The 13,786-nt window shown below is 59.2% G+C and carries 11 protein-coding genes; 9 read left to right on the top strand and 2 right to left on the bottom strand.

From position 1 onward, the window contains the following. Positions 1-20: 20 nt before the first annotated feature. Positions 21-1,676: an amidase gene (locus I2I01_RS17565; protein ID WP_196287811.1), complete on the bottom strand. Its 1,656-nt coding sequence runs from the start codon at positions 1,674-1,676 to the stop codon at positions 21-23. Positions 1,677-1,843: 167 nt separating this feature from the next. Beyond that, positions 1,844-2,335 carry an acyl-CoA-binding protein gene (locus tag I2I01_RS17560; RefSeq protein WP_196287810.1) on the bottom strand — a complete coding sequence of 164 codons (492 nt, stop codon included), beginning with the start codon at positions 2,333-2,335 and terminating at the stop codon, positions 1,844-1,846. A 199-nt stretch (positions 2,336-2,534) separates the two neighbouring features. Here I2I01_RS17560 and asnB point away from each other — a divergent pair, with 199 nt between their 5' ends. From asnB to I2I01_RS17515, 9 genes are all read left to right on the top strand, one after another. After that, entirely contained in the window at positions 2,535-4,439 is a 1,905-nt protein-coding gene (gene asnB / locus I2I01_RS17555) for an asparagine synthase (glutamine-hydrolyzing) (protein WP_196287809.1), read from the top strand. A gap of 4 nt (positions 4,440-4,443) precedes the next feature. After that, positions 4,444-6,015: a glycosyltransferase family 39 protein gene (locus I2I01_RS17550; RefSeq protein WP_196287808.1), complete on the top strand. Its 1,572-nt coding sequence runs from the start codon at positions 4,444-4,446 to the stop codon at positions 6,013-6,015. 173 nt (positions 6,016-6,188) lie between these two features. Then, complete coding sequence (locus I2I01_RS17545; RefSeq protein ID WP_196287807.1) at positions 6,189-7,526, top strand: UDP-glucose dehydrogenase family protein; 1,338 nt, start codon at positions 6,189-6,191, stop codon at positions 7,524-7,526. A gap of 135 nt (positions 7,527-7,661) precedes the next feature. Then, positions 7,662-8,609 (top strand): UDP-glucuronic acid decarboxylase family protein, encoded by a 948-nt coding sequence (locus I2I01_RS17540; protein ID WP_196287806.1) that lies wholly within the window; start codon positions 7,662-7,664, stop codon positions 8,607-8,609. Positions 8,610-8,618: 9 nt separating this feature from the next. After that, positions 8,619-9,038 (top strand): sugar 3,4-ketoisomerase, encoded by a 420-nt coding sequence (locus I2I01_RS17535; RefSeq protein ID WP_196287805.1) that lies wholly within the window; start codon positions 8,619-8,621, stop codon positions 9,036-9,038. Next, on the top strand, positions 9,020-9,991 hold the full coding sequence (locus tag I2I01_RS17530) for a GNAT family protein (protein WP_196287804.1): 972 nt from the start codon (positions 9,020-9,022) through the stop codon (positions 9,989-9,991). Before I2I01_RS17535 ends, I2I01_RS17530 begins: the two co-directional genes overlap by 19 nt. Positions 9,992-10,007: 16 nt before the next feature. Next, positions 10,008-11,114, top strand: coding sequence for a DegT/DnrJ/EryC1/StrS family aminotransferase (locus I2I01_RS17525; protein WP_196287803.1), 1,107 nt, complete (start codon positions 10,008-10,010; stop codon positions 11,112-11,114). A gap of 84 nt (positions 11,115-11,198) precedes the next feature. After that, positions 11,199-12,167 carry a glycosyltransferase family 2 protein gene (locus I2I01_RS17520; RefSeq protein WP_196287802.1) on the top strand — a complete coding sequence of 323 codons (969 nt, stop codon included), beginning with the start codon at positions 11,199-11,201 and terminating at the stop codon, positions 12,165-12,167. Positions 12,168-12,218: 51 nt separating this feature from the next. Then, a complete protein-coding gene (locus tag I2I01_RS17515; protein WP_196287801.1) occupies positions 12,219-13,778 on the top strand; it encodes a hypothetical protein in 1,560 nt (519 codons plus the stop codon). Positions 13,779-13,786 lie beyond the last annotated feature (8 nt).

Below are 13,786 nucleotides of genomic sequence, written 5' to 3'. Positions count from 1 at the left end.
CCTCGCAATGACAGGCGACACTACGCTTGCACCGTTGGCAAAAACTTTGGCGCAGCCCGCTTGTGCGTGGCCTGCTCATATGCGTAGCCCAGCCCCAGCAACCGGCCTTCCTGGTAGGCCGAGCCCACAAACGAAAGGCCCACCGGCAGCCCCAGCACCTGCCCCATGGGCACGGTAAGGTGCGGATAGCCAGCCATGGCGGCAGGGGAGGAGAAGTCCACTCCCGTCGAATAGTCGCCGTTGGCCCAGTCAATGCACCACGCCGGCCCCGTTGTCACACCGATAATAGCTGTCAGCTGATGCGTTTTCATTAGCGAGTCAATCGCCTGGCGGGCGCCGGCCACGGTTTTTTGCACGGCTGCCTTGTATTTGGCATTGCCCAGCCCATCGGTAGCCTCAGCCCGAATAAGGGTTTCCTGCTCGAAAATGGGCATGGCTTCGGCTGCGTGCGCTTTGTTATAAGCAATGACGTCGGCCAGGTTTTTCACGGTGGCCCCAGCGCCGGCCAAGTACTTGTTTACGCCATCTTTGAACTCATAGAGCAGCACTTCAAACTCGGCCTCGCCCAGCGGATTCACCAACTTGTTTAGCTCGATTTCGACCACTTTGGCCCCCTGTGCCTTGAGCGCCGCCACCGCTTCGCGCAACAGCGCGGCCACTTTGGGCGGGCCGTTGAGGTGCGCTTTCTCCACGCCCAGGCGCTGGCCTTTCAGCGCATCTGCTTTCAAAAACGACGTGTAATCAGTCGGCGTATTGGCCGGAATGGGCAATTTGGCCGGGTCGGCGGGGTCGGTCCCCTGCAAGGCGGCCAGCAGCAGGGCCGCGTCGCGCACGGTGCGCGTCATCGGGCCAGCCGTGTCCTGTGTACTCGAAATCGGAATGATGCCGCTGCGGCTAAGCAGGCCAACTGTGGGCTTGAGACCCACTAGCCCGTTGCACGACGAGGGCGACACCACCGAGCCATCGGTTTCCGTGCCAATGGCCACGGCGCACAAATTGGCCGCCACCGCCGCGCCCGAGCCAGAGCTGCTGCCGCTGGTGCTGCGGTCAAGAGCGTAGGGGTTGCGGCTCTGGCGGCCCCGGCTGCTCCAGCCGCTCACCGAGTGCGAGGACCGAAAATTAGCCCATTCGCTCAGGTTGGTTTTGCCCAGCAGCACGGCTCCCGCTGCCCGCAGCTTCTGAATAATGAAAGCGTCTTGCCTGGCCTTGTGCCCAACGAGGGCCGACGCGCCAGCCGTCGTCATCATCTGGTCGCCGCTATCGATGTTGTCCTTTATTAGCACCGGAATGCCGTGTAGCGGCCCACGCAGCTTGCCGGCTTTGCGCTCTTTGTCTAAGCCATCGGCAATGGTCAGAGCGTCGGGGTTTGTTTCTATGACGGCGCGCAGCATCGGCCCGGCCTCATTCAGGGCCTTGATGCGGGCCAGGTATTTTTCGCTCAGGCTGCGGGCAGTTTCGCTCCCTTTAGCCATGCGGTCTTGCAAGTCGGCCACAGTAGCTTCGTGCAGGGCAAAGGCTTCATCGCCCGGGGCGCCAGCCGTCGGAGGTCCTGCCACTTCAGCGGCCTCCTGCGTCATTTTTTTGTCGGTAGCGGTTTGGCAAGCCACGGCTGCGGGCAGCAGCGTGGCCGTGAGGGCAGCACGGGTGCCCTGCTGCAGGAAAAGACGACGATTCATCGGAAGTTTGATAGGGGAAGAAGCAAAAAAACGTCTGTCATCCTGAGCGCAGCGAAGGACCTTCTCACGACAGGAGCAGTAAATTAACTTACTGCAGACTGTTCGCTCGTGAGAAGGTCCTTCGCTGCGCTCAGGATGACAGACGTCTTAGTTCATCAACAGATGAACTACTCTTGCGCCCCTTTCAGCTTGTCTTCGCCGCCATAGGGCGCGCCAGCCGTGATGTCGCCGCGCAGCCCGCCGGCCGTGCGCTGGCCCGGGCCCAGGTCGGGCTGCTGGGCCGTGGTCGTGTTTTCGATGTCGCGGCCAGGCGCGCCGGTGGGAGCGCCGGTCAGCCCATCGGTGGGAACTTCGCTGGCCTCGGTAGCGGTGCCCTGGCCGGTTATCTCGGCGGCGCGGGCCACGTAGCGGCGCTTGGCTTCCTCTTCCGACACGCCCTTGAACTGATTCCACGAGTCCCACTGGGCCTGCGAGAGGCCGGCGGGGCCGCTGGCCTTGTCGGCGGCGTTGGGGTCTACTTCGCCGGGTTGCATGTTCACGTCGCCCTCGGTGGCTTGCTTGTAGAGGCCGTAGAGCTCGGTCATGTGCTTGGCGGCCTGGTCTCCGGGCAGGTTGTTTACTTTATCGGCCGCGGCCTGAAATTGTGCGTTAAGGTCCATAAAATGGGTGGGCTGAAAATGTGGGAATGATGGCAAGAAGAAGCGTTGGGCGCTTAAGCAACTGGCGTTTCGGCTTTTGCCTGAAACCGAATGGCCACCTACGAAATCCGCGGAATCCGATAAATCCGACGAATCCGTGGTTCAGACAATACCCCGGGGCTGCGCTTTAGGTTGCGGGGTCGTACTTTTGCGCGCGACTATGTGTGGAATCACCGGACTATTTGCCTTTACCGAAACGGGTCGCCAGTCGCTGGCCAACCTGCAGGCGTCGACTGACGCCATCATCCGCCGCGGCCCCGATTCGGAGGGCCATTTCATCTACGACCAGTGCGGACTAGGCTTTCGACGCCTGGCCATCCTCGACCTCTCGGCCGATGGCAACCAGCCGATGACCGACGAATCTGGCCGCTACACCATCGTATTCAACGGCGAAATCTTCAACTACCGCGAGCTGCGCGAAAAGCTGCTCAAGCGCGGCTGTAAGTTTCACTCGCAGACCGACACGGAGGTCATTCTCCAACTATACATTACCGAAGGCCGCAGCTTCATCAAGAAGCTCAACGGCTTCTTCGGCTTCGCCATCTACGACAAGGAGGAAAACTCTCTGCTCATCGCCCGCGACCGTTTTGGTGTGAAGCCCCTGCTCATTTACCGCGACGAGGATAAGCTGTTTTTCGCCTCGGAAATGAAGTCGATGATGGCGCTGGGCGTGCCCCGCAAGCTCGATTACGTGGCCTTGAGCCAGTACTTGCAGCTCAACTACATTCCCGGTCCGGCCAGCATTTTCAAGGGCGTGAAGAAGCTGCTGCCCGGCCACTACCTGTATATCAAGGACGGGAAAGTGGTGGGCAAAGCTTGGTACAAGATTCCTTACGACCCCAAAAAGGTCGCTAAAAACAAGCTCAGCTACGAGCAGCAGCAGAAAAAGCTGGTCGAGCTGATGGACGGCGCCGTACAGCGCCGCCTCGTGGCCGACGTACCCCTTGGCGCCTTCCTTAGCGGTGGTATCGACTCCAGCGTCATCACCGCGCTGGCCGCCCGCCACACCCCACACCTCAACACGTTCAGCATCGGCTACAAAGACGAGCCGTTCTTCGACGAAACCAAGTACGCCAACCTTGTGGCCGACCGCCACAAGACCAACCACACGGTTTTCTCGCTGACGAATGACGACCTCTACGAGCACATCCACGACATGCTGTCGTACCTCGATGAGCCGTTTGCCGACTCCTCGGCCCTTGCCGTGTACATCCTCAGCCAGCGCACCCGCCAGAAGGTAACCGTGGCCCTGAGCGGAGACGGCGCCGACGAAATGTTTGGCGGCTACAACAAGCACATGGGTGAGTTCAAGGTGCGCCAGGGCGGCGTGGCCGCCGAAGCCGTAACGGCCCTGGGATTTGTATGGGATGCCCTGCCCAAGTCGCGCAACGGCTTCTTCGGCAACCGCGTGCGCCAGCTCCAGCGCTTCGCCCGCGGCATGACCGCCGGCGTAAAAGACCGGTATTGGGACTGGGCCAGCTTCGCCTCGGCTACTGACGCGCGCAACCTGCTCAGCGCCGAGAGCCGACGCAAGGTGGGCAAGAAAGCCGCCGCCAAGCGCCGCAAAGACATTCTGGAAAACCTGCACGCCGATGGCGACCTCAACGAGGTGCTGCTGACGGACATGAAACTGGTGCTGCCTTACGACATGCTCACGAAAGTGGACCTGATGAGCATGGCCAACTCGCTGGAAGTCCGCACCCCATTCCTCGACTACAAGGTGGTGAACTTCGCCTTCTCGCTGCCCGTGAGCAGCAAGGTTGACGCCACCATGAAGAAGAAAATCGTGCAGGATGCCTTCCGCTCCGAGCTGCCTGCCGAACTCTACGACCGGCCCAAACACGGTTTCGAAGTGCCCCTGCTGAAGTGGATGCGCGGCGAACTGCGCGGCCTTATCGAAAACGACCTGCTGCGCGACGACTTCATCGAAGCCCAGGGCATCTTCGACGTGGACGCCATTCGGGGCCTGAAAGCCCAACTGTTCTCGCGCAATCCTGGCGACGTGCACGCCCGCATCTGGGGCCTCATCGTGTTCCAGACCTGGTGGAAGCAGTACATGGCTTAAGCCGGTGCTAGCGCGCCTGCGCCACCGCTGGCAACGGCTGGGCCGCCCGCAGCGCTGGGCCCTGCTGGTGGGCCTAGCCGTCACCCTCATCCGGCTGAGCCTGGTGGGCAAGGGGACTATGGCTTTTATCGACGAGCGCCGCTACATCACGGCCATGCTGGGCCTGCGCGAGCTGTGCGCCGGGCACGGCCTGGCGTTCCTGCAAGCCATTCATTCGATGGGCGCCCGACCCGGCGACGGCCTCTGGCGCGTCATCCCCGGGCTGGGGCAGGCCGCGTTACTGCTCGGTTTTGGGCTGAATCCCAACGCGCCGCCGTCGCTCCAAGTACCGCAGGCATTCAACGTACTGGTCATTAGCCTAAATGCCCTGCTGCTGTACAAGATTTATCGGCGGTTTCTCGGTGTGGGGCTGGCCTTGCTTGGCGTGGCTTTGTATTCCAGCCTGGTCAATACCAATGTGTACCTGCGTCACCTGCTGCCCTATGACCATGCCCTGTTCTTCTTCCTGTGGGCGCTGTGGCTGCTGCTAGTAACTCCCCAAAACGGTCGGCTACGCCGCTACGTGTTGGTAGGGGTGTTGGCCAGCATTAGCTACGCTGTGTACCCGGGCTATTTCATGGGGCCGGCGCTGCTGTTAATGGTGGGCGCAACGCGGCCATTTGGTCAGCAAGCTAGACCGGCGCAACCCCGCCATTTGGGGGCCGTATTTGGGCAGTTGCTGGGCTTGCTGGGCGTGCTGGCTTTTCTGGAGCTCACCGCCCGGGCCGCAGGCACTTCCTATTTTGCCAGCAGCCGCTACATTGCCGGCACTATTTTGCAAGGCAGCTTTGCGGAGGGCTTTAGCTTCATTGGCCAATACTATTGGGAGGTCGAAAAGTGGTTGGGCGCGGGTCTGCTGCTGCTGTTTGGCGCCGGGCTGCTAATGTGCGGGCGGGTCCTGCCGGCTTTTTTTTCCTCGGCTGACCGCACTTCGGCGGCTTCCATCGAGGTGCGGACGTTAGTAGTGGGGGCATTTGCGACATGGCTGGGCTATGCCTGCTTGGTTGCGCTAGGGCACCAGTTGGTTTTTTACGGGCGCATTCTCCACTTTTTTGCCCCATTTGTGGTGTTGGGGGCGCTGGTGGCGCTGCAAGCCACGGCCGCCCGGCCGCTGCTGGCCCGATGCATGGTGGGCGTTGGTCTCGGCGTGGCCGCTGTCAGCTTTGCCGATTTCGTGCGTGCCTACCGCCAAGTCGATTATCCCTGCGATTTTGTTTACCGGCACGGAATTCTAGACGTTCGCCAAATCGCTGCCATTCAAACCAATGCTTGTGAGCAGAATGTGCTGACCTACCGACTGTTCGGCCCGGCCATTCGCAACCAGCCCACCCGGCCCACACCCCGCTACCGATTGGTAAACTTTGCCTACCTCTACCCCCTGACCTGTTACCGGCCTGTGGCGTTGCATACCGGGCGGGTAGTTGCCGCCACACCCTATTTTATGAAGTATACGCCTTACCAATTCGAGGGGCATAGCAAAGCGGAACGGGAAATGGTTCGACAATATGTAATTGATTTTGTGATAGTTGGTCGGTAGGGGCGTGTCGCTCCTGAGCGCGCTGGAATTGAGCAGCCGGGCGGGCGCGTCTAGGCGTTGTATAGATTGTTTGCCGGCGCGCTACCGGTCGGTCACCGATGATTACCTAAATTTGCCAGTAATTCATCTTGCACCAAACCGGCTAAGACCAGAGGTTAACATTTCCAAAAAATATGAAAATCGCAATTGTAGGCACTGGTTACGTGGGCTTGGTGACGGGCACGTGCTTTGCCGAGGTTGGCATTGACGTGACATGCATCGACATCGACCAGAAAAAAATCGACAACCTGCACCAGGGCATCTTGCCGATTTATGAGCCGGGCCTTGAAGAAATGGTAACGCGCAACGTGGAGAAAGGCCGCCTGCACTTCTCCACCAACCTCGGCGAAGCCATCAAGGATTGCGACGTGGCCTTCATTGCTGTGGGCACGCCCCCTGGCGAAGACGGCTCGGCCGACCTGAAATATGTGCTGGCCGTGGCCCGCGGTATTGGCGAAAACATGAACAGCTACGGCGTCATCGTGACCAAGAGCACGGTGCCCGTGGGCACGGCTGCCAAAGTGCGCGCCGAAATCGAGCAGGCCCTTGCCAAGCGCGGCGTTGACATTGAGTTCGACGTGGCGTCCAACCCCGAGTTCCTCAAAGAAGGTGCTGCCATCGACGACTTCCTCAAGCCCGACCGCATTGTAGTTGGCGTGTCGTCAGAGCGCGCCGAGGACGTGATGCGCCGCCTCTACAAGCCCTTCCTGCTCAACGGCCACCCCATCATCTTCATGGACATTCCGTCGGCGGAGATGACGAAATACGCCGCCAACTCTATGCTGGCCACCAAAATCAGCTTCATGAATGACGTGGCCAACCTGTGCGAAATCATGGGCGCCGACGTGAACAAGGTGCGCCAGGGTATTGGCTCCGACGCCCGCATTGGCACCAAGTTCATTTACCCCGGCATCGGCTACGGCGGCTCTTGCTTCCCCAAAGACGTAAAGGCCCTTATCAAAACCGCCGCCGAAAACGGTTACCAGATGCAGGTGCTCAAAGCCGTGGAAAGCGTAAACGACAGCCAGAAATCGGTGTTGTTCAATAAAGTGAGCAAGCACTTCGGCGGCGACCTGCGTGGCCTGAGAATCGCCGTGTGGGGCCTATCTTTCAAGCCCAAAACCGACGATATGCGCGAGGCGCCCTCGCTGGTCATCATCGAGAAGTTGCTAGCTGCTGGCTGCACCGTGACGGCCTACGACCCCGTGGCCATGAAAGAAGCCGAGCACATGCTAGGCGACCGCATTACCTACGCCAAAGACGAATTTGCCGCTCTCATTGACGCCGACGCGCTGCTGGTTGTGACGGAATGGCCCGACTTCCGCTCGCCCAATTTCGAAGTGGTAGCCCGCCTGATGAAGCAGAAAGTGATTTTCGATGGTCGCAACATCTACGAAGCCAGCGAATTAAAAGAGTTGGGCTTTGCCTATCACTGCATTGGGGTGAAAACCGACCACCCGGAACCGGTGTAAGCTTAAACATTACAACAACTGTCATCCCGAGCGCAGCGAAGGACCTTATCACGGCTGCACCTTTCAGGAACACTATTAAAACGAACGGCGCGGACGTGATAAGGTCCTTCGCTGCGCTTAGGATGACGAATACTTATGGCTGAAGATAAAAAACGTGTCCTCATCACCGGCGGCGCCGGGTTTCTGGGCTCGCACCTCTGCGACCGGTTCCTAAAGGAAGGCTATCACGTAGTGGCCATGGACAACCTGATTACGGGTTCGCTCCAGAACATTGAGCACCTGTTTGGCCGGCCTGATTTTGAGTTCCACCAAGCCGACGTGAGCAAGTTCGTGTTTGTGCCCGGCAAGCTGGACTACATCCTGCATTTCGCCTCGCCAGCCTCGCCGATTGACTACCTCAAAATTCCGATTCAAACCCTGAAAGTGGGCTCGCTCGGCACGCACAACCTGCTGGGACTGGCTCGCGTGAAGGGCGCCCGCATGCTGATTGCCAGCACCTCGGAAGTGTACGGCGACCCGGAGATTCACCCGCAGGTAGAAGAGTACTTTGGCAACGTGAACCCCGTGGGCCCGCGCGGTTGCTACGACGAAGCCAAGCGTTTCCAGGAGGCCATAACCATGGCCTACCATAACCACCACGGCCTCGAAACGCGCATCATCCGCATCTTCAACACCTACGGCCCGCGCATGCGCCTCGACGACGGCCGCGTGCTGCCAGCGTTCCTCTCGCAGGCCCTGCGCGGCGAGAACCTCACGGTATTCGGCGACGGCTCGCAGACCCGCTCGTTCTGCTACGTGGATGACCTCGTGGAAGGCATTTACCGCTTGCTGCTTAGTGATTACCACTTGCCTGTGAACATCGGCAACCCGTCGGAAATAACCATTAAGGAGTTTGGCGAAGAAATTGCCCGCCTCACTGGTGTCGAGTTCAAACCAACCTACCAGGCGCTGCCCGAAAACGACCCCATGAAGCGTCGGCCTGATATTACCAAAGCCAAGGAAATTCTGGGCTGGGAGCCCAAAGTAGACCGTGCCGAAGGCTTGCGCCGCACACTGGAGTACTTCAAGGAGCACGTTAAATAGTATCGGTTTATGAGCAAATTTCCCTCTCCTTACCTGATTGAATTTCCGAAGTTAGGGGCGCCCGAAATCGGTTATATCTCGGTTACGGAACAGCAAAAGCTAATTCCTTTTGATGTACAGCGCATTTTCTGGACTTACTACACCCCTGAAAGCATTGTGCGGGGCCGCCACGCCCACCACCAAACGCAACAAGTGCTGGTGGCCGTGTCCGGGCGCATCACGGTGACTACCGAGATGGCCGATGGCACTATCCAAACTTTCCGGCTCGAAGACCCCAACGTCGGCCTGTATGTACCGCCCCATGCCTGGCACACGATGCAGTACTCACACTCGGCGGTGCAATTGGTGATGGCTTCGGCCGCTTACGATGAGGCCGACTATATCCGCCAGTATGAGCAGTTTCAAACGGTATGGAAGGCCCAGCAATAAATTCTGCGCCAACCGGCATTGACGAAACCCTGCTCGCTGAGCGGGCGGAAATGCTGGCGCTGCACTCGCCCTACCATTTCCTGCGCGAACTGCCGCGGGAGCCGCAGCAGCAACGGTTTGGCACAGGCGCCGCACGGCGCTTTGCTGCCGAACCCCACGCGGAAGTGCTGCCCATGACGACCGGAACCGGACAATGGCTGGTGCAGCAATTGGCTTGGGACTCCGAATATTTTGGCACGCCCACCTACCGCCTCTTCACGGGGCTGTTTGCGGAAAACGCGCCGCCGGCCGATTTAGTGGCCAGCGCCACTGCCCTGCGCGAGCAATTGGCCGCCCGCGGGCCCTTCTACGCCTTCAGCGTGGTGCCGGCCGAGGACATCGCCCTTTTGCAGGCGCTGACCGGGGGCGGCTGGCGGCTGGTGGAAACCCGGCTGAACCTGCACTGTCCAACGAACGCGGCCACCTTGCCGCCGCCCTCGCTAGTGCGCCTGGCCCGGCCGGATGAGGCAGCGCACATCGGCCGGATTTCGGCTACGGCCCGCAATCCCTACGACCGATTCCATGCCGACCCGTGGTTTGGTCCGGAGCAGGGCGATGCCTTTTTGGCGCGCTACGCCGAAGCGGCCGTGAGCGGCAGCTTCGCCGATGCCGTGCTGGTGCCTGCTGAACCAAGCCTGCCCGTCGATTCCTTCCTGGCTATTGGCGACCTGCAGGGCGATGCGGAGGCGCTGGGCATGGGCTTTTCGCGGGTGTTGCTCACGGCCGTGGGGCCGCTCAATCGCGGGTGGCATTTGCGATTAGTCGCCGAAACAGTGCGCCGGGCCCAAGAACTGGGCTTTGGGCAAGTGCTGATGACCACACAGGCCACCAATCGGGCTGTGTTTAGGACTTGCGAAAAATTGGGTTTCCGTTTGGGGGCCACAAGTCACGTTTTGGCTTGTCATTTCTCTTGATATTTTTTCTAGTTGTATGAGTGTTTCCTTTTTGTCTTTCCAGCCCCAGCACGTGCCGGCGCGCGAGGAAATTATGGCCGCCATTGGGCGTGTGTACGATTCGTACTGGTATGTACTAGGCGAGGAAGTGCAGAAATTCGAGCAAGCCTACTCGGACTTTAATCAAGTGAATCATACCGTGGGCGTGGCCAATGGCCTTGATGCGTTGGTTCTGGCTTTGCGCGTATTGGAAATAGGCCCGGGTGATGAAGTCATCGTGCCTTCCAATACTTACATCGCCACTTGGCTGGCCGTAACGCAGGTGGGCGGAACCCCCGTACCCGTGGAGCCCGACCCCGCCACTAGCAACCTCGACCCTGAGCGCATTGCGGCCGCCATCACGCCCCGCACCCGCGCCATCATGCCGGTGCACCTCTACGGTCAAGCCTGCCGCATGACAGAAATCATGGCCCTGGCCAAGCAGCACAACCTGCACGTGGTAGAAGACAACGCCCAATCGCAGGGTGCGGCGTTTGACGGCGGACTGACCGGCAGCTTCGGCGCGGTGAACGGCACGAGCTTTTACCCCGGCAAAAACCTGGGTGCGCTGGGCGATGCTGGTGCCGTGACCACCAACGACGCTGACCTGGCCCAGAAAGTGCGCGTGCTGCGCAACTACGGCTCGCAGCAGAAATACTACAACGAAGTGGTGGGCTATAACTCGCGCCTCGATGAATTGCAGGCTGCCGTTCTCCGCGTGAAGCTGGATTACCTGCCCGAATGGACGCGTCAGCGCCAGCAGGTAGCCGCTTGGTACGACCAGCATCTGGCCGGCATCGAGGGCCTGCGCCTGCCGGTGGTAGCTCCTGGTGCTACCCACGTTTACCACCTTTATGTGGTACATACCCAGCACCGCGCCGCGCTGCAGCAGCACCTCACGGCTCAGGGCATTGGCACGCTCATTCACTACCCGGTGCCGCCCCACCTGCAGCAAGCCTACGCCGACATGCGACTGCCGGCAGGCGCCTTCCCCATTGCCGAAGAACTAGCCGCTACTTGCTTAAGCTTGCCCATGTGGCCCGGCATGACCGAGGAGCATGTGGCTACTGTTGCGGCGGCCATTCGCCAATTTCCGCAGCAGTAGGCTTTCATGCGGCTCCCCTAGTAGGGGAGCCGCTTAGCCACAGAGGTCTTCTGCTCTGGTGGCAATTTCCAAATGCCCTTCCCCATGCCCAAGCTTTCGGTTGTAATACCCTGCTACTTCAACGAAGACAATATTCCCGTCACGGCGCGCGAACTCGTGGCCAATGAGGCCAACTTTCCGCCGGAAGTGAGCTTTGAGTACGTCTTTGTGAACGATGGCTCCGGCGACGATACCCTTGGGGCCTTGCAGCGCGCGCAGGCCACCTATCCCGGCAAAATCCGCATCGTAGACCTAGCTGCCAACGTGGGCTCCTACAACGCCATCGTGGCCGGTATGGCCCATGCCACCGGCGACTGCCTGGCCGTCATTACCGCCGATATGCAAGACCCGCCGGAGTTGATGGTGCAGATGTACAAGTACTGGAAACAAGGCTTTAAGCTCGTCATTGGCAACCGCCAGGACCGCGAAGAAACGGGCCCTTCACGCTGGTTTGCACAAACATTTCATTGGCTGATGAAGCGCTTGGCCCTGAAAAACATTCCGGACGGAGGCTTCGATTTCGTGTTCTTCGACCGCATCGTGAGCGAAGAGGTGGTGGCGCTGCGCGAACGCAACTCCAATGTATTTTACCTGATGGTATGGCTGGGGTTCCCATACGTGAACATCCCGTACGTGCGCCGCAAGCGTGAGATTGGCAAGTCTCGGTGGACGCTATCTAAAAAAATCAAGCTGCTCATCGATTCGCTACTGGCCTTCTCCTATTTCCCGGTGCGGGCCATTTCAGCCGTCGGCCTGGGGCTGGGCGCCGTAGCGCTCATCTACGGACTCTATATCATCTTGCTTAAGATAGTGAGTCCGGCCGAACCCGCTGGCTGGACCACCCTGATGGTGGTGCTGCTCTTCGTCTCTGCCTTCCAAATGGTAGCGCTGGGAGTTATCGGCGAATACGTGTGGCGTGGGCTTGACGCCGCTCGGCAGCGCCCTCTGTATGTGGTGAAACAACTGCATGAGCCGGCCGCGGCGCCGGTTAGTCCGGCGCCGCGCGCTGTCTGATTAGCCCCCGCGCCTGTCCACCCTCTGATAAGCAAATCTGAAAACCGCTCCATGCTTCCAAATCATACCGTAGCCCCGCCGGAGAATGAATCATTAGTCGATAAAATCTATCGGTCGCCGATGTGGGTCTTTTTGCTGTTTTCGACGGTGCTATCGGTGTGGTACTTCATCTTCCCCGATATTATTCCGTTGCACCACGGCTTTGCATGGGAGGGCGATACATATTACAAACCCGTTGCTACTGGATTTCCGCATCAATTATTCGATGTGGGTATCAACAGCTACACGATACAGCGCATTCTGCCTTTTGCCTTATTATACGGCTTTTTCAAAACTTTTAATATTCCGTTCCTAGACCAGAATCTGATTCTGTGGATGCAGGGCTTCAACCTGCTGCTAGGCGCCATCATTGTGTATGCCTGGCACCGCATTGCGGTGCAAATGCGCTTTTCGCTAGCTGCCGAGTGGGTGGGGTACCTGGCGCTCATGGTCAATTTCGCTTTTGCCAAATACGACCTCTACATACCCTTCACCACCGACCGGCTGAGCACCACCGTCGGACTAATAAGTTTGCTGCTTTATCTGCGGGGCAAGACCCTGGGGCTGTGGCTGAACGCATTGATTTCACTGGCCATCTGGCCAACGGCTTTGTTCTATAATGCGCTGCTGCTCTTCATTCCGCGAGAGGAACCGCTGCCCCGCACCCAAAATCCGCTTTTGAGTCAGCTGTGGGCCGTGGGCATCGCCGGAGCTTTCAGCTTGCTCTTCATTGGTGTGCTCTACGTACGCCATGTTCCGGTACCGCCCCGGATGACGCCTGATGTGCATCCCCTGTTGCCGGTTAGCATCGCCCTCACGGCGCTATACCTGTACTACACCCAACTGACGCTGGCCCGTCGTGTGCTGCCCGGCTGGGCCGATATGTGGGGACTAATAAAGCGACTGCTGCGCCCGCGGATTGAGTGGTTATACGTACTTGGGCTATTTGCTGCCTACGTGGCCCTGACGCGCGGATTGGGCGACCCCTCCCGCCCGTACCTTCCTTTTAAAACCTTTCTGATTAATACCACCTTCGCCGTGCTGCAGCGGCCGCTGCAATTTCTAGTAGCGCATGGAGTGTATTATGGTTTGTCATTGCTGCTGATGATTTTGTTCTGGCCGCGGGTATTGGCTGCTTTGCAGCGGCTGGGCCTTGGCCTCGGCCTAATGTTGATGGTGGTGATGGTGCAGAGCATTAACAGCGAAACCCGGCAGTTGGCCAATGTACTGCCGCTGTTGGCCTTGGTTACCGCAGTGGTGGCCGATGCGCTGCCCCTACGCCGTGCCGCCATCGTCTGGACGGCCGCGTTGCTGCTCCTTGTTTCCAAGTTATGGCTCCCATTCAACTGGTTCGACCCCACGTTTGGGCAGTCGAACGACCGGTTTCCTTCCTTCTCCTTCGTCCATACCGGTATTATGCTGCACTGGCCTTTTCAGGTATATTTCATGAATCAAGGCCCTTGGATTAGCAATGAATACCTGCTAGGGCAAGCAGTCGCATTGGTCATTGTCGGATTTGTCGTCTACCGGCTTTTCGGCGCGCACCGGTCAGGTTCCGAATCCGCGAATTGATTTACTTC

It is taken from the genome of Hymenobacter properus (assembly GCF_015694735.1).
Classification (GTDB): domain Bacteria; phylum Bacteroidota; class Bacteroidia; order Cytophagales; family Hymenobacteraceae; genus Hymenobacter; species Hymenobacter properus.
This window is presented reverse-complemented; position numbering and strand designations above follow the sequence as displayed.